20 protein-coding genes are annotated in these 24,728 nt (G+C 69.4%); 11 read left to right on the top strand and 9 right to left on the bottom strand.

Going from position 1 to position 24,728, the window contains the following annotated elements; genetic code table 11:
- Window positions 1-139: 139 nt before the first annotated feature.
- Window positions 140-1,474 (bottom strand): threonine/serine exporter family protein, encoded by a 1,335-nt coding sequence (locus ACZ7SW_RS33395; RefSeq protein WP_470234349.1) that lies wholly within the window; start codon window positions 1,472-1,474, stop codon window positions 140-142.
- A 274-nt stretch (window positions 1,475-1,748) separates the two neighbouring features.
- On the opposite strand from ACZ7SW_RS33395, the gene ACZ7SW_RS33390 reads away from it, so the two are divergent.
- Together ACZ7SW_RS33390 and ACZ7SW_RS33385 are read left to right on the top strand one after the other, a co-directional pair.
- Window positions 1,749-3,803, top strand: a complete 2,055-nt coding sequence (locus ACZ7SW_RS33390; RefSeq protein ID WP_470234348.1) for an ATP-binding cassette domain-containing protein — start codon at window positions 1,749-1,751, stop codon at window positions 3,801-3,803.
- A gap of 23 nt (window positions 3,804-3,826) precedes the next feature.
- Window positions 3,827-5,458 carry a type 1 periplasmic-binding domain-containing protein gene (locus tag ACZ7SW_RS33385; RefSeq protein WP_470234347.1) on the top strand — a complete coding sequence of 544 codons (1,632 nt, stop codon included), beginning with the start codon at window positions 3,827-3,829 and terminating at the stop codon, window positions 5,456-5,458.
- On the opposite strand, the gene ACZ7SW_RS33380 is transcribed toward ACZ7SW_RS33385, so the two are convergent.
- Complete coding sequence (locus ACZ7SW_RS33380; protein ID WP_470234346.1) at window positions 5,427-6,587, bottom strand: NADH:flavin oxidoreductase/NADH oxidase family protein; 1,161 nt, start codon at window positions 6,585-6,587, stop codon at window positions 5,427-5,429. The genes ACZ7SW_RS33385 and ACZ7SW_RS33380 overlap by 32 nt on opposite strands.
- Before the next feature lie 172 nt (window positions 6,588-6,759).
- On the opposite strand from ACZ7SW_RS33380, the gene ACZ7SW_RS33375 reads away from it, so the two are divergent.
- The 4 genes from ACZ7SW_RS33375 to ACZ7SW_RS33360 all read left to right on the top strand — a co-directional run bounded on the left by ACZ7SW_RS33375 (window position 6,760) and on the right by ACZ7SW_RS33360 (window position 9,761).
- Window positions 6,760-7,338, top strand: a complete 579-nt coding sequence (locus tag ACZ7SW_RS33375) for a TetR/AcrR family transcriptional regulator (protein WP_470234345.1) — start codon at window positions 6,760-6,762, stop codon at window positions 7,336-7,338.
- A 98-nt stretch (window positions 7,339-7,436) separates the two neighbouring features.
- Complete coding sequence (locus tag ACZ7SW_RS33370; RefSeq protein ID WP_470234344.1) at window positions 7,437-8,339, top strand: acetoacetate decarboxylase family protein; 903 nt, start codon at window positions 7,437-7,439, stop codon at window positions 8,337-8,339.
- Window positions 8,336-9,049 carry a type 1 glutamine amidotransferase domain-containing protein gene (locus tag ACZ7SW_RS33365; protein ID WP_470234343.1) on the top strand — a complete coding sequence of 238 codons (714 nt, stop codon included), beginning with the start codon at window positions 8,336-8,338 and terminating at the stop codon, window positions 9,047-9,049. Before ACZ7SW_RS33370 ends, ACZ7SW_RS33365 begins: the two co-directional genes overlap by 4 nt.
- Before the next feature lie 121 nt (window positions 9,050-9,170).
- Entirely contained in the window at window positions 9,171-9,761 is a 591-nt protein-coding gene (locus tag ACZ7SW_RS33360) for a hypothetical protein (protein WP_470234342.1), read from the top strand.
- 101 nt (window positions 9,762-9,862) lie between these two features.
- Here the strand turns inward: ACZ7SW_RS33360 and cysC are convergent, their stop codons facing one another.
- On the bottom strand, window positions 9,863-11,701 hold the full coding sequence (gene cysC, locus ACZ7SW_RS33355; RefSeq protein WP_470234341.1) for an adenylyl-sulfate kinase: 1,839 nt from the start codon (window positions 11,699-11,701) through the stop codon (window positions 9,863-9,865).
- The gene (gene cysD / locus ACZ7SW_RS33350; protein WP_470234340.1) at window positions 11,701-12,618 is read right to left on the bottom strand and encodes a sulfate adenylyltransferase subunit CysD; all 918 of its coding nucleotides are present in this window, start codon (window positions 12,616-12,618) and stop codon (window positions 11,701-11,703) included. Before cysD ends, cysC begins: the two co-directional genes overlap by 1 nt.
- A gap of 83 nt (window positions 12,619-12,701) precedes the next feature.
- Here cysD and ACZ7SW_RS33345 point away from each other — a divergent pair, with 83 nt between their 5' ends.
- Complete coding sequence (locus ACZ7SW_RS33345) at window positions 12,702-13,175, top strand: nuclear transport factor 2 family protein (RefSeq protein ID WP_470234339.1); 474 nt, start codon at window positions 12,702-12,704, stop codon at window positions 13,173-13,175.
- 4 nt (window positions 13,176-13,179) lie between these two features.
- Here ACZ7SW_RS33345 and ACZ7SW_RS33340 read toward each other — a convergent pair whose 3' ends face one another.
- Together ACZ7SW_RS33340 and ACZ7SW_RS33335 are read right to left on the bottom strand one after the other, a co-directional pair.
- Complete coding sequence (locus tag ACZ7SW_RS33340; protein ID WP_470234338.1) at window positions 13,180-13,629, bottom strand: hypothetical protein; 450 nt, start codon at window positions 13,627-13,629, stop codon at window positions 13,180-13,182.
- A gap of 9 nt (window positions 13,630-13,638) precedes the next feature.
- Window positions 13,639-14,520 carry a helix-turn-helix domain-containing protein gene (locus ACZ7SW_RS33335; protein WP_470234337.1) on the bottom strand — a complete coding sequence of 294 codons (882 nt, stop codon included), beginning with the start codon at window positions 14,518-14,520 and terminating at the stop codon, window positions 13,639-13,641.
- Window positions 14,521-14,607: 87 nt separating this feature from the next.
- Here ACZ7SW_RS33335 and ACZ7SW_RS33330 point away from each other — a divergent pair, with 87 nt between their 5' ends.
- The 4 genes from ACZ7SW_RS33330 to ACZ7SW_RS33315 all read left to right on the top strand — a co-directional run bounded on the left by ACZ7SW_RS33330 (window position 14,608) and on the right by ACZ7SW_RS33315 (window position 18,455).
- Window positions 14,608-15,777 (top strand): hypothetical protein, encoded by a 1,170-nt coding sequence (locus ACZ7SW_RS33330; protein WP_470234336.1) that lies wholly within the window; start codon window positions 14,608-14,610, stop codon window positions 15,775-15,777.
- Window positions 15,778-15,780: 3 nt separating this feature from the next.
- Window positions 15,781-16,560, top strand: a complete 780-nt coding sequence (locus tag ACZ7SW_RS33325) for an SDR family oxidoreductase (protein WP_470234335.1) — start codon at window positions 15,781-15,783, stop codon at window positions 16,558-16,560.
- Between the two features lie 10 nt (window positions 16,561-16,570).
- The gene (locus ACZ7SW_RS33320) at window positions 16,571-17,731 is read left to right on the top strand and encodes a sulfotransferase family protein (RefSeq protein ID WP_470234334.1); all 1,161 of its coding nucleotides are present in this window, start codon (window positions 16,571-16,573) and stop codon (window positions 17,729-17,731) included.
- Window positions 17,732-17,825: 94 nt separating this feature from the next.
- Window positions 17,826-18,455, top strand: coding sequence for a hypothetical protein (locus tag ACZ7SW_RS33315; protein ID WP_470234333.1), 630 nt, complete (start codon window positions 17,826-17,828; stop codon window positions 18,453-18,455).
- 6 nt (window positions 18,456-18,461) lie between these two features.
- Here ACZ7SW_RS33315 and ACZ7SW_RS33310 read toward each other — a convergent pair whose 3' ends face one another.
- The 3 genes from ACZ7SW_RS33310 to ACZ7SW_RS33300 form a co-directional block, all read right to left on the bottom strand.
- On the bottom strand, window positions 18,462-19,007 hold the full coding sequence (locus ACZ7SW_RS33310; protein ID WP_470234332.1) for an AAA family ATPase: 546 nt from the start codon (window positions 19,005-19,007) through the stop codon (window positions 18,462-18,464).
- A 44-nt stretch (window positions 19,008-19,051) separates the two neighbouring features.
- On the bottom strand, window positions 19,052-23,590 hold the full coding sequence (locus tag ACZ7SW_RS33305) for a DUF7927 domain-containing protein (RefSeq protein ID WP_470234331.1): 4,539 nt from the start codon (window positions 23,588-23,590) through the stop codon (window positions 19,052-19,054).
- Window positions 23,591-23,778: 188 nt separating this feature from the next.
- Window positions 23,779-24,582 carry a BPL-N domain-containing protein gene (locus tag ACZ7SW_RS33300; protein ID WP_470234330.1) on the bottom strand — a complete coding sequence of 268 codons (804 nt, stop codon included), beginning with the start codon at window positions 24,580-24,582 and terminating at the stop codon, window positions 23,779-23,781.
- Window positions 24,583-24,728: the final 146 nt, after the last annotated feature.

Below are 24,728 nucleotides of genomic sequence, written 5' to 3'. Positions count from 1 at the left end.
CGAGCCGGGCACGCGGGCGAAACCCCGTGACAAACTCAAATACATCGCCAGACCCAGCAACACAGCACCAGTCAAACCAGGAATCGCGACAACCACAATCGGCACCCTCAAAGCCCGAGCTGCCGCACCAGCGAGTCCCTCAGCGAAATTCCCGCCGTTCACCCCCTCCCCGCCAAGCAGCGGGATCGACCTCCCCGCGGCGGCACTCGCCCGGCACCCACGCCGCCGGACGGCGCAACGCAGCAAGCTGCAAACCGAGCACAACACCGACACCGATCGCCGCCGTCGACACGATCGCCTCCGCCACCGCGTCCCAGGCACCGGGAACCCGCACGAAAACCTGCGACAAACTCAGATACATCGCCGGACCCGGCAACACAGCACCGGTCAAACCGGGGATCGTGACGACCGCAGTCGGCACCTTCAAAGTCCGGGCCGCCGCACCGGCGAGGAGGCCGAGCACCGTGGTGGCAAGGAAAATCGACACCGGCGCGGAAAGGCCGAGCACGGACCGTCCCGCCCAGTTCACCAGCGACGTCACCAGTCCGGCCACGCAGGCGAGCAGCCACCACCGCGCGGGAGTGCCCATCAGGATCGCGTTCCCCAGCGACCCGACCAGCGCCGTCACCGGCACCAGGGCGAGCGGCAGCGCGGCGAGCGAAACGCGGCTGGCCGCCCCGAGGACGTCCAGGTCGTTCGCCACCGACACGACGACCATCACCCCGGTCGCGATCGCCCCGGTCAGCAGCAGCACCGTCACGATCCGCGCGGCGGCCATCAGATGGAAGTCTCCGACCGCGTCCTCGACCAGCGACACCAGCGACAGAATCGGCAGCAGCAGCACGAGATTCGCCGCCGAAAGGCTCGCCGCTTCGTGCCCGGTGAGCACATCGAGCGACAGCAAGGCGATCGCGACCGCCACCACCGCGCTCGCCTTGGCCGCGAGCTGGAAGAACTCCGCGATGCCGACCGTGCTCAACGCCCACCCGACGCGGTTGGCGAAAACGAACAACCCGGCGGACACCGCCGCGGCGAGCACGGTCCCGTTCGCCTGCAGGCAAATCATCGCCGCGAGCAGGCACCCGCCGAGCAAACTGACGTACCACGGCCACGTCGGCCCCGCCTGAGCGAGGATTTCGGCTTCGCGCTCGGCATCGGCGGGCGAAATCGTACCGGCGCCCGCACGAACCGCGAGCGCCTCCAGCTCTCCCATCCGGCCGATGTCGCGCGCGTCGTTCGCCTGCACGCTCCCGAACAGCACCAGCGGCTCTTCGCCGCGGCCCGGGCAGTGTTGAAGGTGAATCGCCCGCACTCCCACCGAAATCCGCAGGTCCTCCACGCCGCCGGCGAGCGCGAGCCCGCGGACCGTGCGCACGATGACGGCGGTTTCGATGCCCTGCCGGAACATCTGCATCGCCACGTCGAGAGCGAAGCCCAGCACCCTCCGCGCCCGTTCGCGCTCGTCCTTTGCCATGACCCGAACATTAAGGAGCCACCCAGACAAAAAGGCGCCCGCGAACGCCGCGCTCGCGAAGCTTCCCCCGATCGTGGCACGACGCCGCCCGTAGCCTTCGGTCCAGCGGAACACCCCCGGACAGCCGCTTGCGCGACCGGCCGAGACGGCCACACTTTTGAGTGAACCGGCGCGGTACCTGTGACGCGTCCCACATCTGAACCGATACACCTCCTGCCGTGCCTCGCACCGCGAGCGAGCCGAACAGCGTGTCCGAGACCTGGGGGAACCACCCGTGATCACCGCCGCAGAGCTCTTCGTCCGGCAGGCGTTCCGGCGGCCGGCGGAGGGAACGTCCGTGCCGGAGCCGGTGGTCGCGCTGCTCGGGCCGAAGGGCGCGGGCAAGAGCACCGCCCTGAAAGCGATCGCCGGCGCCTGCGGCGGCACGCTCGTCCACGCCCGGCTCGATTTCCAGGACGCCCGGGTCGCCGACCCGATCTCCGCCGTCGCCTGTGTCTCCTTCCTGCTGGCGCGCCACTGGGACAACCTGCCGCGCGACCCGAGCTTCCACCGCGTCGGGCTTTCCTTGCTGGCCCTGAACGAAATCCTGCCGCAGGACCGGGACGCCGCCCGGGCGCACGTGCTCCAGCTCGTCGGAAGCTACCTGCACCAGGAGGACGACGAGGGGGTCGCGGACATGACCGGCGCGGCGGTCCAGTTCGCCCTGTCGCTGTCCGGGATCGGCGACCAGGTGCCAGGTCCCGCGGTCCAGCAAGCGGTCAGCAGCGGAATCGGCGCGCTGCTGCGTTTCGCGAACCGGCGGCGGCGAGGCGTGCGGCAGGCGCTGAAGTGGTTCAGCGGCTTGCTCGAGGGAGCCGGCACGATCGACTCGCTGATCGAGCTGAGCCGGCGCGATTCGGATCCGCTTCCGCACGTGATGAGCGCGTTCCTGACCGATTTGTCGCGCAGCGCCGACCAATGGACGACGCCGGTGCGGCGCTGCCGCTGCCTGACCCCGCACGGTCAGGACGGTCCGCACGAGCACGCCTGGGCCCTGCTGATCGACAACGTCGACGCCGCCCCCGCCGGCCACGCATTCCTCACCGCGTTCGTGCGGGCACGGCGGAACCGGTTGCCCGAGCGCGATCCGCTGCTGATCGTGGCGGCGATGGACCGGTGGTCGGCCGCTTGGGGCCAGGGGTGGCGGGAACCGTGGCGGACGAAAGCGGACTGCCCGGGCAAGCGACCGGTCCCCCTGCTGTCCCAGGCCGATTTCAAACAGTGGACCCAGCATCTGGCCGCCGCCGGGGCGGGCGCCGCCCCGGCACGGGCCTGGTACCCCGTCTGGCTGGACCCGCCCGGCCCCGAGGTGCTTCGCGAACTCGCCCCGGCCGCCCCGGAGGACTGGGACCCGGCCGTCTTCGACGAGTTCGTCCAGCGCCTCTCCGGCGGGCTCCCCGCCGCCGCGCAGGAGATCGGCCGCCGGGCCGGCGAACTGCCGGCGGACGCCGAGCCGCTCGCCCGTTCGCTGCTGTTCCAGCCGTACAACGGAATCGCGTTGTGGGAACGCGCACTGACCGCCTTCCTGCCGAGGTCGCTGCTGGCGGACGCGCTGCACGTCGTCGTTCCGCAGGCGGTCGCGGTGGCGGTCCAGCTCCGGCAGCCCGGCCGGTCGGCCGCATTGAGTCCCGTCGCCTTTCCCGGTGCCAACCAGATCCTGAACGCACTGCGCGAAAACCTCTGGGTCAGCACCTTCGCCGCCCGCCCCTCGCCGCTGTGGCCGGTCGCCGCGCCCGAACAGGAGCATCCCGCCGTCCTGCATCCGTGGCTGCTCGCCTGCCTGATGGCGGGCCTGCACGCGCAGAGCGCCTCCGACCGGCACGCCGTGACCATGACGTGGGCCGACGTGTTCAGCGCGATGGCGGCCACGTGCGCCGGGCCGAGCGACGACTCGGACCTGGCCCGCCGGTTGTACTACCACCTCGCCTGCGACAACTTCGACAAGGTGGCCGAAGAACTGGTGCGGCAGTTCGCCGAGGCCGAGCACCCGGACTGGATCCGGCTCGTGGACCAGGTGACCGCCGCCCCGTGCCGGTGGCCCGCGCTCGACCCGGTCGACGACATCGTCGCGCGGCTCGTGCCGGACGGGCGGCCGGGGCGGGCGTCGGCCGAGGCCGCGGTCAGCTGCATCGTGGCCCTGCTCTGGCTTTCCCGCGACGCGCACACCGTGCCGGACCCGGTGCGGGACCAGCGGATCCGCCGGAATTTCCAGCGGCTGGCCAGCAACTGCTCGGCGCGGGTCGACACCGACGCGCTGATCGAGGCCGCCGCGCGATTCGACAGCCAGTAAGCCTCTTCCCCGACAGGAGCGCGATGAGCCGCTTGGAGAAATTCCTGCGCTGGTTCCCGTACAAATTCCCGCGGCTGGCCAACTGGGTCCTGCGGCGTCCGGTGCTGGCCACCGGCTTCGCCACGACGGCTGTGGTGGTCCTCGTCGCCGCGGGCATCTTCGTCCCTCCTCTGTTCGCTCCGTGCGGGGAGGGCATGTCCGCGGACTCGAACGACGCGTGCGTCGGCATCAACCTGGACAGCTCGCAGTTCCGGGAGAACGAACCCGACCACATGCGGGACCTGGAAAAGACGGTCCGGGCCAGCAACGAAGCCGTCACCGGCGATTACGTCTCCGTGGTGCTGCTTCAGGACATGACGCCGAACGAAGGCGTCGACACCCGGCTCTACCCCGATCTGTATCCCGACATCGAGGGCGCGCTCACCGGCGTGTGGCGGGCCAACCACACCGCCGCGTTCCAGGGCAGCGCGCCGAAGGTGAAGCTGTTCCTGGCCAACATGGGCAGCCAGTACTCGAGCTGGTCCGAGGCCGTGGACAAGATCTCCGAACACGCGGCCGCCCACCACGTCGTCTCGGTGATCGGGCTCGGGCAGAGCCTGGACGGCACCCGCGCGGCGGCGGCGAAACTGACCGGCCAGGCGCGTCTGCCGGTGATCGGCGCGACGGTCACCGGGGACACCATGAACCTCACCCCGGAGGGCAAGCTCAACACCGGCTTCTTCCGCACCTCGCCCACCAACACCCATTCCGTCGCGGCCGCCGCCCGGTACATCGCGAGCATCGAACCGGACCAGTCGCGCGTCGCGATCGTGCAGGACAACATCCCCGGCGACGACTACACCCAGACGCTCGGCGCGATGGCGGTCAAGGAAATGCCCGCGGCGCACCGGTTCCCGTTCACCTCCCCGGGCGCGCTGCCCGCCGGCGTCTCCCGCAGCGACCCGCTGCTCACCCAATTCGCTTACCTGGACCAGAATCTCTGCTCGGTCGCCCCGACGGTCGTCTACTTCACCGGCCGCGGCACCGATCTCGGGCCCTTCGCGCAGTCCTGGACGCAGGGGAACACCCCGTGCGCCAACGGGAAGCTGACCGTCGTCACCGGCGACGACGGCGGTGCCGCGATCAACGAGGCCAACCTCCGCGACGCCGTCCGCGGCGGCCACGTGCGGGTGCTGTTCACCTCATTGGCCAGTCCTGACGAATGGGGTCCGTGCAACGGCTCCGCGGAACAGGCGGCCTACAACACTTTCCAGGCGGTCTTCAGCGGCAAACCCGGCGCGTGCGACGGCCAGCCGGTCCGCGCGGCCGACGGCGCCGCCCCGCTGGCCTTCTCCGTCGCCGACCTCGGCAGCGGCGAAGGCATCCTCAGCCACGACGCCATGATGGTCGCCGTGACCGCCGCCCGCCGCACCGCGAACGGCAACGCCGACACGGTCGTGCGCGTGCCCCTTTCCCAAATCGGGCTCATCGAGGAAATGCGGTGCCAGAACGCCGTCCCGGGCGCGAGCGGCACCATCCAGTTCAGCTCCGACCAGGCGCAGTACGGCAACCCGGTGGAGAAACCGTTCCCGATCGTGGAGATCAGGGCCGACGGGTCCACCGCGACGGTGTGGAACAAGGCGGTCACCCCTGCTGCGCCGAAAACGTCCTGCTGACGCCCCGGGCATCGAGCCAGTCGCGGTAGCGACGCGAGGCGCGTCGCTGCAGAACGGTTTCCCTCGCTAGGGCCAGCTCGGGATTCGTGCGCAACCGCGGCCCCCGACCGGCGCCGAGCCGCCGCAGCTGACGACGCGCCCGGGCCATCCCCGCCGCGGACGCCAGCGCTTTGTCCTTGATCGGCACCGGCTCGAGTTCGACAGCGGCGTCCTCGCCGTGAAGCCACTTCTCCGGCAGATCAGGGTCCACCGCGAGAGCTGTCCCCATCCCAGCCAGGTCGACACCGCCGGCCAGGACCTGCTCAGCGACCGACCGCCGGACGATGCCGCCGGTCAGCATCAACGGCAGCGGGCTCGTCCGGGCGAGTTCTTCCGCCAGCGTCAGGAAGTACGCCTCCCTGGCCACCGTGCGCTCGTCGGCGGACCGGCCGGACATCGCCGGGCTTTCGTAGCTGCCGCCGGACAGTTCGACCACGTCGACCCCCAGCGGAGCCAGCATCTCGAGCACCCGGCCGGCATCCGCGGCGTCGAATCCGCCGCGCTGGAAATCGGCCGAGTTCAGCTTCACCGCGACCGCGAAAGCCGGTGACACCACGTCGCGCACGGCTCGCACGATGTCGAGCAGCAGCCGGGCTCGGTTGGCCAAACTGCCGCCCCACTCGTCGGTGCGCGTGTTGACCAGCGGCGAAAGGAACTGCGACAGCAGGTACCCGTGGGCAGCGTGGATCTCGACGCCGTCGAACCCGGCTTCCTCCGCGCGACGCGCGGTTTCGGCGAAGCGCGCCACGGTCTGTCCAATGTGGTCGGCCGTCATCTCGGTCGGCTGGGCGAATCGCTTGCTCTGCTTGCCGAGGTCCACCTTGCGCACCGACGGGCCCCACGCGACGCCGGGCAGGTTCGCCAGCACCTGGCGTCCGGGGTGGTTGATCTGCATCCACACCCGCGCACCGCCGCTCTTGGCCGCCTCCGCCCACGCGCGGAACGGCTCCAGCGGCGACCGCTCGTCCAGGACGATGCCCGCCGGGCCGGTCATCGCCTCGGCGTGCACCATCACGTTGCCGGTGACGAGCAGCCCGGCACCGCCCTCGCTCCAGCAGCGGTACAGGCGGCGGATCCGGTCGTCGGGCAACTGGCCCGGGGCCCGCCATGTTCTCTTCCATGGCCGCTTTGACGAGACGGTTGACCAGTTCCGGCCCGTGGGCGGGCGCGAACGGCGCGAACAAGGGCGAGGTCGCCATGATTCCTTCGATCCGTGCGGTATGTTTGCAGTGCTCACATGAGAGTAGGAGGCGATGTAAGCGGTGTCAACTTCGACGAAGGGCGGCTACCATCACGGCGACCTGCGGGCCGCCCTGCTGACAACCGCGATGCAGATGCTCGAACAGGGCGAGCAGTTCTCCCTGCGGGCGGTCGCGCGGAAAGCGGGCGTCTCCCCGACCGCCCCGTACCGGCACTTCGCCGACCGCGACGCCCTGGAATCCGCCCTGGCCGCCCAGGGTCTGCGCGACCTGAACGCCGACCTGACCCAAGACGACATGCCGAAAACAGTGGCTGAACTAGCCGAACTAGGCGTCGCGTACGTCGACTTCGCCCTGCGCCGCCCGGCGCTCTTCCGGCTCATGTTCGGCAACGCCTGCGACGACACGAACGACGACCGGGTCGCCGCCGCGGACGCAGTGCACGAGACGCTCGCCCGCGCCGTCGCCGCCGTATTCCCCGAGGCCGACCTGGGCGCTATCACCATCGGCGGGTGGAGCATGGTGCACGGGCTGGCCTGCCTGCACCTCGACGGCAAGCTCGCCAGCACCTCCCCCGAGGACGTCGCGAACCAGGTCAGGGCGTCCTTCACCGCGGTCTTCACCGCGCGGGCGAATGCTTGACGCCCTCAGGTGTTGACAGTGCTCACATCGAGGCCTACCGTGATGTGAGCACCGCATACATCACCTGACGGGAGCGATCCGATGGCATCGACCAGACCGTGGAGGTCGACCTGGGCGGCCGCCTCGTCACCGTGCCCGAGGGCGGCCTGTACGACCGCTACCGGATGGACGCCGACCTGGACGAGGTCGCCCGCGACCCGCGCGTCAGCAGCGTCGAGTTCTTCCGCGCACTGCCGAAAACCAGGGTCGAGTCGCCGATCGGGTCCACGCTGACCCCGAACTTCTACTACCGGATGTCCTCGGCCCGCCTGACCATGCTCGCCCGCTCCCGCGCGATCCGCGCCCGGCTGCCGCGGGAGCTGGCTCCGCTGGAGGTCGCGCCCGGCTTCGGCCTGGTGTCGGTGATGTTCTTCCGCTACGACGTGTGCGACATCGACTTCTACGCCGAAGCCGCGGTCGGCGTCGCCGTCCAGCCCGCGCGGCACGGCAAGCTCGGCTTCGTCGATCTGCTCGCCGCGCTGAAGAACGACCACCTCGCCTCCTACGTCCTGTCGCTGCCGGTCAGCACCGACATCGCGCAGGTCCGCGGCCACGACGGGTACGGCTTTCCCAAATGGGTCACCGAACTGGACGTCGACATCGACGTGCATCGCACCACCGCACGCGTCGCCAACGACTCCGGCGAGCTCGACCTCGCACTGTCCGCCGCCACCCCCGCGCAGACCAGGCACCCCAGCGGCGAACGCGTGTCGACCCTCACCCCGTACACGACGATCAACGGCACCTGGCACTCGACGCTGAGCCAGACGAACGCCCTGTCGACTGGCAGCACGTTGTTCCCGCGCGACATCGATCTCCAACTCGGCCGCGGCCGGATGAGCGACGACCTGCGCTCGCTCAAGCCGACCCGCCCGGTCCGGCTCGACGTGCTCGCCGAAGGCCAGCTCGCCCTCCACCTGCCTGTGCCGTATTCGGTTCCTCAGCAAGGAGTTTCGCGATGACCAAGGTTCTGCAGGTGCTGTCCGCCGCCCGGGTCTGGACCCTCAAGGACGGCACCGAGCATCCGACCGGATTCTGGGCCGAGGAGTTCGTCGTCCCCTACACGCTCTTCACCGAAGCGGGCTGGGACGTCACCGTCGCGACGCCCGGCGGCAAGCAGCCGGTGGTCGACAACCTCAGCCTCGGCGTCAAAGGCGGCGTTCTTCCGCACACTGCCAAGAAACTGCGCGCGGAACTCGACCGCCTCTCCCCCGTGCTGGCGCAGCCCGCCGATCTGTCCGAAGTGGACCCGGACGAGTTCGACGTCGTCTTCTATTCCGGCGGCCACGGCCCGATGGAAGACCCCGCCGTCGACCCGGTTTCCGGCGCGCTGCTGGCCAAACGGCTGTCCTCGGCCAGGCCGCTCGCGCTGCTGTGCCACGCGCCCGCCGCCGCGCTGGCCGCGAAGAACCCGGACGGCACCTGGCCGTTCGCCGGTTACCGGATGACCGCGCTCTCCAACGTCGAGGAACGGTTCAACCCGTTCGCGTGGAAAGCCAAGTGGCTGCTGGAAGACCGGCTCAAGGAGGCGGGCGCGGACTACACCGCCGGACTCCCGCTGAAGTCCCGCGTGGTCGTCGGCCGCACCCTGTACACCGGGCAGAACCCCGGCTCGTCGGCCGCGCTCGCGCGCCGGATCATCACGGACGTTTCCGCCGCGTCGCGCGAATGACCGTGCGGCTTACGCTCATCGGCAGATTGTGCTCACCCGTCCCTGCGCGCAAAGATACCCGGACCGCTTCGCGAGGCGCACCACAAAGCGATAATTCCGGACAGAGACGGACGGATTTCCGATGAGAAAATCACGGTTCAGATCGCTGCTGGCCGCGCTGGGCGGCGCATTGCTCGCATTCCTGCTCATTTCCCCCTCCGCGTCCGCTGCACCCGCCAGGTCCGCTTCGCCTGCTTCGCCCGCCACCATCGGCGACCTCGGCGGCCTGATGCTCCGCGAGTTCTGCCAAGCTTCCGGGTTCGCGGACGTCGTCCGGCGCTCCGGCGTCTGGTTCTGCATCGGCAACCAGAGAATCGACACCGCGGTTCCGCTCGCCACTGCCTGCCGGTGGCAATTTTCCGACCTGGTCGCGGCCGGATTCACCGTGACCGACAACGGCGGCCGGTGCTGGACCAGCCCTTCCGCCTACTCCGATGTCAGCGGAGTCGCGGTCAACCAATACTGCAATTCCCTCGGCTATTCCGACGCGACCGTCGGCGACAATGTCGCGTCCTGGCGGTGTGCCGGGCACGGAACCTCGGTCCCGATCGACTTCCACGCCGCCTGCCGCTGGCAGAATCCGGTCTGGGTCGGGAAGGGTTTCAGTCTGGTCTCCTACTTCAACAACTACGGCGACCGGTTCGGGATCAGGTGCCTCGCTTTGCTGCGCTGACCAGACCCCGGAATCCGGCTCGCCGCCTCGGCGGCGAGCCGGACCAGCTCCAGGTCGGACCGCACGGGGTCACTGTCATGAGATCATGCGCCGCCGGCGCGTCACTCCAACGCAGCGAGAACCAACGCGGCCATCGTCGCGGGATCGCCGTTTTCCGGGCGCAGCACGAGATCCGGCGACACGGGCCGTTCGTACGGCGCGTCCACTCCGGTGAATCCGGTGATCTCTCCCGACCGGGCCTTGGCGTACATGCCCTTCGGATCGCGGTCCTCGCAGACTTCGAGCGGGGTGTCGACGAAGATTTCCGAAAACGGCAGACCCGCGGTTTCGTGCACGGCGCGCGCGAGTTCGCGGTCCGCCTGATACGGGCTGATCAACGACACGACAGCCACTACCCCGGCGTCGGCGAAGAGCTTGGCGACCTCCGCGACGCGGCGGATGTTCTCGGCCCGGTGCGCCGGGGCGAATCCGAGGTCGCCGTTGAGGCCGTGGCGCAGGTTGTCGCCGTCGAGCAGATAGGCGGGCCGGCCCGAGGCGACCAGCCTGCGCTCCAGTTCCACCGCCACGCTCGACTTGCCCGAGGCGGACAGCCCGGTGAGCCAGACGGTGCGGCCGCGGGTCGCGCGTTCGTCCCGCGACACCGCCGCCGGATGCCAGACCACGTTCGGCGCGGTCGTGCTCGGACCGGTGATCATGCCCGCCCCGACGGTGTCTCCGGAGTGCTCGTCGACCAGAAGGAAACCGCCGGTCGGCCGGTTGCGGAGGTAGGGGTCGAACAGCAACGACTGCCGGGTCCGCAGCCGGATCCGGCCGATTTCGTTGAGCGACAGCGACTCCACGGCCTCGTCGCGGTGCAGCGTGGTGACGTCCAGCCGGTAGTCGAGCGCGCGGACCTCGGCCTTGGTCTCGCGGGTGGTGTGCCGGACGAGGTAGTTCGCCCCCGGAGCGAGTGCGGCCTGTTCGGAGAACCAGCACACCATGGCGTCGACGTCCTGGCCGACGTGCGGACGGTTGCCCGGACGGCAGATCAGGTCGCCGCGGCTGAGGTCCAACTCGTCGGCGAGCTCGATGGTGACCGCCAGCGAGGCGAACGCCTCCGGCACCTCGACCCCGCCGGGACCCCAGATCGCCCGCACGGTCGTGGTGAATCCGGACGGCAGCACGGTCACCTCGTCGCCGGGCTTGAACACGCCACCGGCCACCGTTCCGGCGTAGCCGCGGAAGTCCCGGCTGTGCTCCCGAATCACGTATTGCACCGGAAAGCGCGCGTCGACGAGGTTCCGGTCCGAAGCGACGTGCACCTGCTCCAGGTGATGCAACAGCGAAGTGCCTTCGTACCAAGGCATGCTCGCGCCCCGGTGCACCACGTTGTCCCCGTGCAGCGCGGACATCGGGACAAAAGTCAGATCCGGGGCCTGCAGTTTCATCGCGAACCGGCGGAAGTCCTCGCGGATTTCCTCGAATCGTTCCTGCGACCAATCGACGAGGTCCATTTTGTTCACGCACACGACAAGATGCCGGATGCCCAGCAGACTGGCCAGGAACGCGTGCCGGCGCGACTGTTCGAGTACTCCCTTGCGCGCGTCGACCAGGATCAGCGCGACGTCCGAAGTGGACGCTCCGGTGACCATGTTCCGGGTGTACTGCACGTGTCCCGGGGTGTCGGCGATGATGAACTTCCGTTTGGGCGTCGCGAAATACCGGTGCGCGACGTCGATGGTGATGCCCTGTTCGCGTTCCGCGCGCAGGCCGTCGGTCAGCAGGGCGAGGTCCGGGTACGCGTCGCCCCGGTCGCGGCTGGTGCGTTCGATCGCTTCGAGCTGGTCGGTGAACACCGTCTTCGAATCGAACAGCAACCGGCCGATCAGGGTCGATTTGCCGTCGTCCACGCTGCCCGCGGTGGCGAGCCGCACCGTCGTGACCCGGTCCCCGGCGCTCATCAGAAGTAGCCTTCCTTCTTGCGGTCTTCCATCCCGGCCTCGGAAATCCGGTCGTCGGCCCGGGTCGCCCCGCGCTCGGTGACCCGCGTCGCGGCGACCTCGGCCACCACTTCCGACGGCGAGGAAGCGGTCGATTCGACGCAACCGGTGCAGGTCGCGTCCCCGATCGTGCGGAAGCGAACCGTTGCCGGATAAGGAACTTCGCCGTCGCCGACAGCAAGGAACCGGCTTTCCGCGAGCAGCATCCCGTCGCGCTGGACCACCGATCGGCGGTGCGCGTAGTACAGCGACGGCAGGGTCACGTTCTCCGCCTCGACGTACTGCCAGATGTCCAGCTCGGTCCAGTTCGACAGCGGGAAGACCCGGATGTGCTCGCCCTTGCGGTGGCGGCCGTTGTAGAGATTCCACAATTCCGGCCGCTGCCGCCGGGGATCCCATTGCCCGAATTCGTCGCGGAAGCTGAACACCCGTTCCTTGGCCCGGGCTTTCTCCTCGTCGCGCCGCGCACCGCCGAACACCGCGTCGAAGCCGTTCTCGCGGATGCCGCGCAGCAAGGTGGCCGTCTGGAGCCGGTTCCGGCCCGCCTTCGGATCCTCGACGCTCCGGCCCGCGTCGATGTCGTCCTGGACGCTCGCGACCACCAGCCGCAGCCCGTAGCGGTCGACGATTTCGTCGCGGAACCGGATCACCTCGTCGAAATTGTGCCCGGTGTCGACGTGCATCACCGGGAACGGCAGCGGCGCGGGCCAGAACGCTTTCGCCGCGACGTGCAGCATCACCATCGAGTCTTTCCCGCCGGAGAACAGCAGCACCGGCCGCTCGAAGGTCGCCGCGACCTCGCGGAAGACATGCACGGCTTCGGCTTCGAGCGCACCGAGGTGGCTCAGCTCGTAGGCCGGGGGTGCCTGGGTCGCCATCGGATCCGCCCTTCCGGGGTTCGAGGACAGAAAAGTAGAACAGGTTCTTGCGCCGGGTCAAGCGGCGGAGGACGCTGGGGCGCATGGACCTGGTCGCGCTCGAAGAGATCCGCCGCGTGAAATTCCGCTACCTCCGGTGCCTCGATCTGAAGCTCTGGGACGAGATGGAGGAGACGCTCACCGCCGACGCCCGCGTGCACTACGGCACGCCCTCCTACGGCAAACCGCTGAACTTCGGCAGCCGCGACGCGCTGATGGAGTTCCTGCGCACCGCCGTCGGCCCCGGCGTCACGACCATGCACTTCGCCGGGCATCCGGAAATCGAGATCGACGGCGACACCGCGACCGGCCGGTGGCTGTTCCAGGACAAGGTGATCGTCGCCGAGCACCACGTGGTCATCGAGGGAGCCGCGTACTACGAGGACACCTACCGGCGCGAGGACGGCGTGTGGCGGATCAGCGGCACGGGGTACGAGCGGCTGTACGAAACGCTGGTCTCCACGAAGGACCAGCCGAACTGGAAGCTGACGGCGAACAGGTGGGGCAAGCCCGCCTGACCGGTCAGGCCAGCCGTTCGGCCGCTTCCCGCAGGCCGTTCCTGACCAGCTGCCCGTACTCGTCGTCGCCGAGCGCGCCGATCGTGGCCCGCGCCCGCTCGAGGGATTCGCGGGCCCGGCCGAGATCGCCGAGCTTGCGGTAGCACTCGGCCAGGTTCAGGTGCAGCGACGGATACAGCCCGGCGGCCGGAAGCGGCACCCCGGCCTCCGCCAGCCGGGCATCGGTCAGCAGATCGGCGGCCGCGAGCGCCCGCTGGTCCCACGCCAGTTCCTGCCGCGGATCCTCCTGCGCGTCCGCCATCGCGTGCGCGAGGGTGCACCGGCGCAGCGGGTCCCCTTGCTCGCCGATCTCCGCCCAGAGCCGGTCGAACAAGCCCCGCGCCGCGTCCCGCTCGCCTCGGTGGTTCAGCTGGGCCGCCTCGCCGATCCGGACGAGCACCGGATCCGTGGCCATCCCCCCATGCTAGCTGGGACGGAGCCCGCCCGTCTCCGCCGTCACCGCGTCGGCGACCTCCGCCAGCGCCGCGCCCCGGCGCGCGATTTCCGCACCCGTGATCGGCTCCCCGACCGAAAGCGTCAGCACCAGTTCCTGCCGCCCCGACGCGTCGAAAGTCGGGGCGGCGAGCAGGCTCACCGCGTGCTTCTTCCGCGGTTCCAGGTCCGCGCCGAGGTACACCCGCTCCCCCAGGCTCGACACCAGCTCGCCGACCAGTCCCCGGACTTCGGGCGGCAAGTCTCCCGCCGCCACGCCCGCCATCAGCGTGTAGAGCCGGCGGCCCGCTGAAGTCAGGCTTTCCACCAGGTAGCCGTGTTCCCGGCATTCGGCGACCACGCGCCGCAGATACTCCTCGTCCAGCCGCACCGGCACCGCGGGCGGCGTGGCGAGCCAGGCGTCGAAGGCGGAGTCGGCGTCCCACAGCACGTACATCAGCCCGACCGGCGGCGCGAACGGATACGTCTCGCCGAGCCGCACCTTCCCCGGTCCGGCGCTCTGCAGCATCAGGATGCGCCCGTCGACCACGGCCGAGGCGGTGCACGTCGCCTGGTACCGGGCGCTGAGTTCTTCGAGGCGGGTGCGGGCGATCTCGCTGGCGCCAAACCCCTCCCCGGCCGCGCGCCCGGCCGCGATCATCGCCGGTCCCAGGCGATAGGTCGTCGTCCGGGGGTCGCGGACCACGTAGCCGCTCGCGGTCAGCTCGGTCAGGATGCCGAGGCAGGTCGGCTTGCTCAGGTCCAGTTCGCGGGCCAGCGCGGAAAGCCCGAACCGCTGCCCCGGCCGGACCGTGAAGAAGTCCAGCAGCCGCACGACCCGCTGCGTCGGCGGCGAGCGCCGGGTAACCGCCATTGACCCATCCTTAGAACGCGTTCTAGTCTCAACCAACACCGAACGTACCATTCCGGTACAGAGTTGGACCAGTGTGAGGAGTCTCCGGTGCTGACCGAACCGCTCGCCGGCGCGATCGCCGAAGCCGAAAAGATCATCGCCGAGGCTCCGCACGTGCGGACCGAACAGGACCTGATCGAGGGCTACGACTACCTCGCGGGCAGCATCCGGGCCTCGGTCCAGACCGCGTGGGCCTACGACCGCGACTTCCCGTACTTCACCCTCTCCACCGGCCCGTACACGAAAATGGGCCTGGACAACCCGGACACCCTGTACTTCAACGCGAACATCCGCGAGGACCGCGAATACGTCGTCACCGGAACCCGCGGAACCACCGCCGACCTGAGCTTCCAGGTCCTCAACGGCGACTACACGCCGGTCGAGGTGCCCGACAGCATGACGGCGTTCGACGACCGCGACATCCCGGTCGCCGCCGACGGCTCCTTCGAGATCCGCTTCGGCCCGGCGAAACCCGATCCCGGGCCCGGGTATTTCGTGCTGGGCCCGGGTTCGTCGATGCTCGTCGTCCGCGAGGTCTACAGCGACTGGGCGACCGAACGGCGCGGCACGATCCAGCTCCGCTGCGCCGGCACCACTGGCCAGGCGCCGCCCGCCCTCACGCGCACCGCGATGGAGAAACGCTACGGCGTCACCGGAAAGATCCTGCTCAGCCGGATCCGGACATTCCTCGCCTTCCCGAAGTGGTTCTACCTGAACCTGCCGGTGAACACGATGACCGAACCGCGCAGCACGCCAGGCGGCCTGCCCACCCAGTATTCCTCGGCCGGGCACTACGAACTCGCCGACGACGAGGTCATGATCGTCACCGTGCCCCGTTCGGACGCGCCGTACCAGGGGATCCAGCTCGGCAGCACCTGGTATGTCTCGCTGGACTACCTGAACCACCAGACCAGCCTCACCGCCGACCAGGCCCGCGTCGACCCGGACGGCAAGATGCGGTTCGTGATCAGCGAACGCGATCCCGGCCTCGCGAACTGGCTCGAACGCACCGGGCACGACCGCGGCTACGTCCAGATCCGCTGGCAGCGGCTTTCCCGGGAACTGACCGAAAAGGACGGTCCGGAGGTCGAGGTCGTCAAGTTCGGCGAACTCGCCGAACGGATGCCCTATCACTCCGACGCCCGCGTGACGCCGGAGGAATGGGCAGAGCGGATCGCCGCGCGACAGGCCGCCGTCGCGGCCAGGATGCTGGGCTGAACCGTGGATCTCCTGACCGGCAAAGTGGTTCTCGTCTCCGGCATCGGCCCGGGACTGGGCCGCTCCATCGCCCTGCGCTCCGCCGCGGCGGGGGCCGACGTCGTCCTCGCGGCCCGCACCGAATCCCGGCTCGCGGAAGTCGCCGCCGAGGTCGAGGCGCTCGGCCGCCGCGCCGTTTCGGTGCCCACCGACATCACCGACGAGGCCTCGGCCACCGCGCTCGTCGAAACCGCCCTGAGCGAGTTCGGCCGGCTGGACACGGTGGTGAACAACGCTTTCGCGGTCCCGCCGATCACCGACCTCGCCGACGTCGATCTCGACGCCGTGCGCGCTGGGTTCGAAACCAACGTGATCGCGGCGCTTCGCCTGACCCGGCTCTGCACCTCCGCGCTCGCCGACAGCGCAGGTTCGGTCGTGATGATCAACTCGGCCGTGCTGCGGCACTCCCGGCGCACTTTCGGCGCGTACAAAATGGCCAAGGCCAGTTTGCTGGCGCTCGCCCAGAGTCTCGCTTCGGAACTCGGCCCGCGCGGCATCCGGGTCAATACCGTTGCGCCGGGCTACATCTGGGCGGACAACCTCAAGTGGTACTTCGCCTATCTGGCCAAGGAACGCGGGGTATCCGCCGAGCAGGTGTACGCGGAAACGGCGAAGACGATCGATCTGCGCCGTCTCCCCGAACCGGACGAGATCGCCGACACCGTCGTCTTCCTCGCGTCCGCGCTCGCCCGCTGCGTCACCGGGCAGTGCCTCGACGTGAACGCCGGCGAATACCATCACTGAGGGGAAAAGCATGCGTCCAGGACGAGACAGCGTCGGCACGGTCGAAGACCTCCACGCGTCCGCCACGAAACTCACCGGCCTCGACGATTTCGGCGGCGACGAGCATCTCGAAGGCCTGCGCGTGCTGCTCGATTCCTACGCCAGAGAAGCCGATTTGACCCCGTACGGCAACAAAGTCCACCGGGCTTTCCTGCGTGGCGCCCTGGTCGCGCGGTCGCTCAGCGAAGCTTCGTGGAAACAGAACCCGCAGTACGCCGACGTGCCCATCGAGCGGCCCGTCTTCGTCACCGGCCTGCCGCGCACCGGGACCACGGCGCTGCACCGGCTGCTGACCGAAGACCCGGCGCACCAGGGCCTCGAAGTGTGGCTGACCGAGATGCCGCAACCGCGCCCGCCGCGCGAAACCTGGGCGGGAAACCCGGTCTTCCAGGCGATCCAGTCCGGCTACGAGCAGCACCACGTCGAACATCCCGAGTTCATGGGCCTGCACCACATGTCGGCGGACCAGGTCGAGGAATGCTGGCAGCTGCTGCGGCAGTCGCTGAAATCCGTCTCGTACGAATGCCTCGCGCACGTGCCCGGCTACTCGCGCTGGCTCGACGGACAGGACTGGACCGACGCCTACCGCAGGCACCGGCGCAACCTGCAGCTCATCGGCCTGCCCGACGCCGGCCGCCGCTGGGTGCTCAAGAACCCGAGCCACCTGTTCGCCCTCGACGCGCTGCTGGAGGTCTACCCCGACGCGCTGGTCGTGCAGACCCACCGCGCGCCCAGCACCATCATCGCGTCCGTGTGCAGCCTGACCGAGCAGGCTTCGGAAGGATGGTCGGACACTTTCCGCGGCGAGGTCGTCGGACGCAGCCAGCTCGATTTGTGGGCGCGCGGCGCGGAACAGTTCGCGGCCGCCCGGCAGCGGCACAACCCGGCGCAATTCTGCGACGTCCGCTACGAAGACTTCGTCGCCGACCCGATCGGCACCGTCGAGGGCGTCTACCAGCACTTCGGCCTCGATCTCGCCCCGCGAGCGCGCGAGGCGATGACCACGCTGCACGAGCGGAGCCGCACCGGGGACGCGAAACCGAAGCACCGCTACGACCTCGCCGACTTCGGCCTCACTGCCGGGGAGGTCGACGAGCGGTTCGCCGGATATCTTGCCGAGCACCGAAGTTGAAGCCGTTTCGAGACCGGGATCTTCGGCGAACCGGCCACGCCGGACGGGGCCGCCCCCTAGGATCTGCCCGACGTTCCTTGAGCGGAGAGCAGGTATGACGACCTTCACCAACACGATCCTCCAGATCCTCCCGCAGACGTTGCTGCTGATCGTGGGGCTGTTCGGCCTGATCCTCTCGATCGGCCGGCGCTCGCGCGGCGGCTCCGGGCTGATGGTGGCCGCCTTCGCGGTCATGCTCGTCACCACGGCGCTGAACATCGCCTGGCAGCTCATGCTGACGAACGTCGCGTCCTGGATGGCGTCGGATCACCTCAGCAGCTCGGAGATGTCGACGATCTTCCTGGCCGTGGGCATCCCGCTCAGCCTTCTCGAGGTGCTGTCGTGGCTGCTGGTCGTGCTCGCCGTCATGAAGACCGGCCGTGCGCCGCAGCCCGGTTTCCCGCCGGGCGGCTACCCGATGGGCGGGCAGCCGGGGTTCGCCCCGCAGGCCGGTTACGGCCAGCCCGGACATCCGCAGACCGGCTACGCGCAGCCTGGTTATCCTCAATCCGGCCAGCCGCAACCCGGTCAGCCGCAGCCTGGCTACCCTCAGCCGGAGCCCGGTCAGCAGTCCGGCTACTCCCAGCCGCCCCAGCCCGGCTACCCCCAGCCGGAGCAGCCCGGCTACCCCCAGCCCGGGCAGCAGCCCAACCCGGGCGAAGGCCCGCAGCAGCCGCCGAACTGACGCCGGTCAGACCGCCGCTTCGGCTTCGGCCCGGGCCAGAACCTCGTCGACGGTCTCCTCGACGGTCAGCTCCGAAGTGTCCAGCCACAGCCCGATGCGCGGGGTCTCCTCGCGGAGGTACGCGTCCAGCCCGGCGATGCCCGTGTCGCCCGGCTGGTACGCGACCTTCCCTCGCGCCGCCTGCCGAGCCGCGTCACGCTGCGCCACCACTTGGGCGCTCGGCGCAAGAACCACGACGTAACAGGGCCGCGTCCGCAGCGCGCCGACCATTTCGGTCGGGTGTTCGCCGAGCACGATGTCCTGCAGCACCACGGTGAACCCGGCGTCGGCGTATCCGTCCGCGACCTGGGCCGCGAGCGCGTACCGGAGCCGGAGCTGACGGATCGCCTCGGCGGGCGGGTCGGCCGGGCCCATCTCGGCCCGGCCGTTGACCACCATCCGCCGGAACGCGTCACCGCGCACGTGCGCGGATTTCGGCAGCCGTTCGGCGAGCGCCTGCGCCACCGTCGACTTGCCCGCCGTTTGGATTCCGGTCACCACGAAGATCGGCACCCCCGGAACCCTGCCTTCCGCACGACCCGGTCCGCCAGCGATTTTCAGCGCCGCGGCCTGCGTCGCCGGGAGGCGACCAGCAGCGCGAACCCGCTGAGCAAGCTGAACAGCGAGCCGAACAGGAGGTCCCGGAACGGCGTGCCGGTCGAGGCCAGCGGCGGCGTGCCCGGCGGGCCGGTCGGCGGCGTCCCGGGAGTCGGCGGTGTCCCCGGAGTGACCGGAGTGTCGGTGGAACAACCAGGTTCGGCGCCGGTGACGCAACTGGTTCCCGGATTCGGCGAGACCACCACGTTGCGCAGATGGCTCCCGGCAGCCGCTTCGGGTTTGACGGTGATCGAGTAGGTCACCGTGACGATCCGGCCGACCGCCAGCTTCCCGTGCCAGGTCAGCCGCGAGCCGGTCTGCTCGACGGTGCCGCTGGTGGCTTGGGCGTCCTGGTTGTAGGCGGCGTCGTCCAGAACGTCGGAGAGGTCATCCACGAAGGCCGCGTCCGGATAGGCGGCAGTGCCGGTGTTGACGATATCGACGGTGTAGGTGACCTTCTCCCCCGGTTTCGCCGTCGCCACGCCTGCCCGCTTGGTGACGGTCATGACGCGCACCGGGGTTTCGGTGCCGCAAGCCGGGTCCCGGGTCAGGCAGTTCGTGTCGTCGGGGCTAGTCACTGCGTTGCGCAGGACCTTGTCGCCACGCGGCGGATCCCCGATTGTCACCGAGTACGTGATGGTGACCTGTGCACCCGCCGCCACCGAGCCAGTCCACTGTAGACGCGGGCGGTCGTAACGGACGGTTCCAGAGGTCGCCTTCGCATCTCCGTTGTAGACGGCGTCGTCCAGGACTCCGGAGAGGTCGTCGGTGAACGACGCGTCCGGCTGCGGTGCCTCGCCGATGTTGCGCACGGTCACGGTGTAAGTGACCTTCCCGCCAGGCTCGGCGATCGCGGGGTCGGCGGTTTTGGTGATCCGCAGGTGCGGCTTCGGCAGCACGACGCGACAATCCGGATCGGTCGAGCCCTCCGGGCAGTTCGACCCGCTTCCGGTGACGGTGTTGACAAGCCGATGGTCGCCCGCGTTGGTGACGGTGACGGAGTAGGTGATGGTCGCGGTGGCGCCCTTCGCCAGATCTCCCGCCCACGTCAGACTCGGCGGGGTGACGGCGACGGTGCCGGTGTCCGCTTTGGCGTCGCCGTTGTAGGTCGCGTCGTCGAGTACGCCCGCGAGGTTGTCGGTGAACGACGCGGCCCGGTAATCGGCCGCACCAACATTCTTGACGGTGATCGTGTAGCTGACGCGGTCGCCGGTCTTGATCTCCGCCGGGGTCGCGCTCTTCGTGATCTTCAGCGCTGGCAACGGCGTGACCGTCCCGCAGTCCGGGTCGTGACCGCCCGGCGGGCAGTTGCCGCCGCCGGTGACCGCGTTGGCGAGTTTCTTGTCGCCAGTCGGCGGATTGTGCACGGTGACGGTGTAGGTGATCGTCACCGTCGCACCCGCTTCGACGTCGCCGTTCCAGCTCAGTTTCGGTGCGGCGTAAGCGGTTGTGCCGCTGGTCGCGCGGGCATCGTTGTTGTAATTCGCGTCGTCGAGGACACCGGTGAGGTCATCGGTGATGGACGCGCCGCGGTAAGCGGCCTTGCCGTCATTGGCCACCAGGACGGTATAGGTGACGGTGTCGCCGGGCTTCGGCTCCGACGGGGTCGCGGTCTTCTTGACGTGCAGGCGGGCGACCGGGGTGACCGGATTGCAGTCCGGATCGGTGTTGCCGGGCGGGCAGCTGGAGTCGGGCGGGCCGGTGATCGTGTTGCGGAGTTCGCTGTCGCCGGTGCTCGCCGAGCTGACGGTGACCGAGTAGGTGATCGTCGCGGTCGCACCCGCGGGCAAGTCGGCGGTCCAGGTCAGGGTGGGTTCGGTGTAGCTGACTGTGCCCAAAGTGGCGGTGGCGTCGTGGTTGTAGGTCGCGTCGTCCAGGACGCGTCTCAGATCGTCGGTGAACCGCGCGCCTCGATAGGTTGCGTTGCCTGGGTTTCGGGCCGTCACCGTGTACGTGACCTTGTCGCCTGGCTTCGCGCTCGCGGGTGACGCGGTCTTCGACAATTCGAGGGCGCCGATGCCGGTGTCGGTGCCGCAGTCCGGATCGGTGGTCCCGGGCGGGCAGGTCGAACCGCCGGGTCCGGTGACGAGGTTGCGCAGGCGCTTGTCACCAGCGGGCGGGGTGCCGACGGTGACGGAATACCGCACGGTCACGGTCGCTCCGGCCGGGACGTCGCCCGTCCAGTGCAATCGCGGGGCGGCGAAGGATGCGGTGCCTGAGGTGGCTGTCGCGTCGTTGTTCCAGGTCGCGTCATCGAGGACGCCGGAGAGGTCGTCGGTGAACGACGCTCCGGGATAGGCGGCCTCGCCGATGTTGCGCACGGTCACGGTGTAGCTGACCCGCTCGCCGGGCTTGGCGTCGGTCTTGTCCGCGATTTTCTTGATTTCGAGTGCGCCGATGGGAGTTTCGGTGATGCAGTCCTTGCTGTTCGGCGCGCAGTTCGAGCCCTCTGGGCCGGTTACGGTGTTGTGCAATTTGTGGTCCCCGCGCGGCGGCGAGTGCACGGTGACCGTGTAGCGGATCGTGACGGTCTGGGCGGCGGGGAGGTCGCCGGTCCACGTCAGTTTCGCCGTGTTCGGGTCGTATCCCGGTTGTGTCGGTGCGGGGGTGCTGCCGATCGTGGCGGCGGCATTGTTGTCGTAGACGGCGTCGTCGATCACGCCGGTGAGATCGTCGGTCAGGCGGACCGCGGTCGCCGTCGCGCCGCCGATGTTCTCGGCGGTGATCGTGTAGGTGACGGTGTCGCCGGGCTTCGCGGTGGCGGGCGAGGCCGATTTCCGGATCACCAAGCCGGAAATCGGTTCGTCCGTGGTGCAGGACGGGTCCGTGCCGCAGTTCGAACCGTCCGGGCCCACTACCCGGTTGGTCAGGCGACGGTTTCCGCGCGGCGGGTCGGCGACGGTCACCGTGTACGTGATGGTGACCGTGGTCCCCGCCGCGACATCGCCGTTCCACCGCAGCGCTCGTCCTGCTTCGTCGTAGGCGACTGTGCCGGATCCGGTTGCGCTGGCGTCGTTGTTGTAGGTGGCGTCGTCGAGGACGTCGGTCAGATCGTCGGTGACCCGCGCTCCGGTCCACTCAGCCTTGCCGTCGTTGGTCACGGTGACCGTGTACGAGACGACGCTCCCCGGGCTCGGGTCGGCGGGCGACGCGTGCTTCGCGATTTTCAGTGTGGCGACAGGGACGACCGTCGAACAAGCCGGATCCTTCGACGGCTCAGCGCAGTTGCTTTCCGGGACCGTCACGACGTTGGTCAGCTTTTTGTCCCCGCCGGGCGGCTTTCCCACCGTCACCGAGTAGGTCATGGTGACGGTGTCGCCCGGCGCGATCGCCCCCGTCCAGGTCAGCTGCCGGCCGTCGTAGCCCGGCTGGGTCGGCGTCGGCGCGCCGCCGGTTGTGGTGGCCGCGTCGTTGTTGTACGCGGCGTCGTCGAGGACCGCGCTCAGGTCGTCGGTCAGCCTCGCCGCTGGGGCGGGCGCGTCGCCCTCGTTGGTGATCGTCACCGTGTACCGCACGGTGTCCCCCGGCTTCGCGGTCTGCTCACTGGCGGTCTTGCGCACCACGAGGCGGGAGGTCAGGTTCGGCGCGATCGAACAGCTGGCGAGGTCGGTGATCGCCCAGGAGCCGCCGGATTCGGACGTGATCCGCCCGGCCTGGTTGCTCTGGGCGTTGCCTCCCGGAACCAGTGCCGACGCGCCGGTCCGCGGGTCCACTTTGTACAGTGCGCCGCCGTAGTGGCCGAGGTAGATCGAACCGTGGAAGTAGGCCATTCCGTAGTTGTTGAAGCCGTTGCCCGACCCCGGTCCGACGACGCGAACCGCCCGCGTCGTGGTCCCGGTCGCCGGATCGAGCCGGTAGACGTAGGTCGAGCCGCCGTAGGAGATGCCGTAGTACGCGCCGCCGTCGGCGTCCACGAACAGGTCCGGCACCAGCGATCCGCCGAGGAAGACGGGATCGTTCGACGGCAGTGGCGTCAGGTTCGAGCCCCTGGTCCAGACTGTCGTCGCGCCGGTCGACAGGTTCATCCCGAACAGCTTCGGCGCGCCGCCGTTCTGCGCGCCGAAGAGCATCCCGGTGTTCGGATCCGCGGTGGTCCCGCCCCAGTTCACCCCGGCGGGCAGGTCGCGGGTCTCGCCGTTCGCGATCTCGTCGGTGACCGCGTCGGTGCCGGAAACGTGTTTGTACAGCTTCCGGTTCGCGCTCGTGTAACTGGAATAGAACGCCGCGGGACGGCCGGTGTCGGGATCCTTGCCGAGCGCCATATTGGTCGACCAGTAATCCGGCAGGCCGCTGCCCGCTCGTTTGCTGATCACGGTGTTGTGGATCTCGGCATCCCCAGCGGCATCATTGCGGAACTGCATGCCCGAGCGGAAATTGCTGTAATAGAGATGGTCGCAGTCGAAAACGGACGGGCTCTGTTCGCCTTCCACCGGCCACGCCTGCGCGGACGCGGGAGCCGCGCCGCCCACCACCACGCCCGACACGGCGACTGCCGTCACGAGAACCTGCGCGGCCCACCGCCGGACCGCTTTCCCACCCGCCCAGCGCACCATGATCGCATCGAATCAACGCGCACCGCCGCCGACAACTCGAAAGCACCGCCGGGCGCACAAGTCACCCACTTGAGTTCACCGTGGGCACCGCAATTGCCCTGCCCGCGAAAAACATTCGCGCGCGGGTATTTCGTTTACCGCGAGACGGTCGCCTGGATCAGCTCGTAGGCCAGGTCCATCCGGACGCCGTCGGGATTGGTGAGCCCCTTCTCGTCGTACCAGGAGGCGTCGGCCTCCGGATGCGGACCGCTGACGCCGACCCGCCCCTTGCCGTACGGCGTGACGGCCACCGCGGCCGCCCCGTTGGCGTAGGTCGCCAGCACCGTCGCGCCGGCCCCCTCGTCCAGCCGGAACACGGGCCCGTCCTGGAAATACATGTGCCGCGCCTTCCCGCGCCAGCTGACCTCGATGACGGTGTCGCGCTCGTCCGGAACCGTGGCGCCGGGAGAACCCGCGTACCCGTGGGTGTCGCCGGGCAGCAGGCCGAACCCCGGATCGCGGCCCGCGAGATAGCCGCCGAAGCACAGGCCGAGGTAGCTGCCGCCGCCCCGGACCCAGTCGCGGACCGCGTCGGCGGAACCCTTCAGGTCGTCCCAGGTCCGGTCGAGGTCCTGGCCGCCGCCGGGCTGGACGTACAACTGCGCCTCCGCCAGCACCGCCGCGGTCAGCGGCTTCCCGGTGCCCGGCCCCACGTACTCGACCCGGTAGTGCTGCGGCGCCCGGCGCAGCAGCTCAGCCATCGCCGGCCCGCACTCAGCACACCCCTGCGGCCCGTTGTAAACCAGCGCGAGCGGCGCTTCGGCACTCCGTGCTGGAGGTTTCGCCCCGGCTTCCGGCTGACCGCAGCCCACGGCGAGCAACGCGGCGGCCGAGAGGAGACCGGCCAGCCACCGCCGCCGCCCGGGACGGCGGTCGGAACTCAGGTCCGTACCGGGCATGGTTTATCTCCTCCGGGGGGCCGGTCCCGCTGCCGCACGACCCTAGCACTAAGAGCATGTCTCATTTGGTGAGTTTCTTGTAGCAGGTGATGGCGGCGCCGAGGGCGAGGAAGGCGAGGTAGTGGCTGGGTTTGCGTTCGTAGCGG

The sequence above is a fragment of the Amycolatopsis sp. NPDC114484 genome, from assembly GCF_055633755.1.
This window is presented reverse-complemented; position numbering and strand designations above follow the sequence as displayed.

What these genes read in the sequence shown, in the direction of transcription:
- ACZ7SW_RS33395 (WP_470234349.1), bottom strand. Translation starts at nt 1,474, where the DNA reads ATGGCAAAGGACGAGCGCGAACGGGCGCGGAGGGTGCTGGGCTTCGCT.
- ACZ7SW_RS33385 (WP_470234347.1), top strand. Translation starts at nt 3,827, where the DNA reads ATGAGCCGCTTGGAGAAATTCCTGCGCTGGTTCCCGTACAAATTCCCG.
- ACZ7SW_RS33365 (WP_470234343.1), top strand. Translation starts at nt 8,336, where the DNA reads ATGACCAAGGTTCTGCAGGTGCTGTCCGCCGCCCGGGTCTGGACCCTC.
- ACZ7SW_RS33360 (WP_470234342.1), top strand. Translation starts at nt 9,171, where the DNA reads ATGAGAAAATCACGGTTCAGATCGCTGCTGGCCGCGCTGGGCGGCGCA.
- cysC (WP_470234341.1), bottom strand. Translation starts at nt 11,701, where the DNA reads ATGAGCGCCGGGGACCGGGTCACGACGGTGCGGCTCGCCACCGCGGGC.
- cysD (WP_470234340.1), bottom strand. Translation starts at nt 12,618, where the DNA reads ATGGCGACCCAGGCACCCCCGGCCTACGAGCTGAGCCACCTCGGTGCG.
- ACZ7SW_RS33345 (WP_470234339.1), top strand. Translation starts at nt 12,702, where the DNA reads ATGGACCTGGTCGCGCTCGAAGAGATCCGCCGCGTGAAATTCCGCTAC.
- ACZ7SW_RS33340 (WP_470234338.1), bottom strand. Translation starts at nt 13,629, where the DNA reads ATGGCCACGGATCCGGTGCTCGTCCGGATCGGCGAGGCGGCCCAGCTG.
- ACZ7SW_RS33335 (WP_470234337.1), bottom strand. Translation starts at nt 14,520, where the DNA reads ATGGCGGTTACCCGGCGCTCGCCGCCGACGCAGCGGGTCGTGCGGCTG.
- ACZ7SW_RS33320 (WP_470234334.1), top strand. Translation starts at nt 16,571, where the DNA reads ATGCGTCCAGGACGAGACAGCGTCGGCACGGTCGAAGACCTCCACGCG.
- ACZ7SW_RS33315 (WP_470234333.1), top strand. Translation starts at nt 17,826, where the DNA reads ATGACGACCTTCACCAACACGATCCTCCAGATCCTCCCGCAGACGTTG.
- ACZ7SW_RS33300 (WP_470234330.1), bottom strand. Translation starts at nt 24,582, where the DNA reads ATGCCCGGTACGGACCTGAGTTCCGACCGCCGTCCCGGGCGGCGGCGG.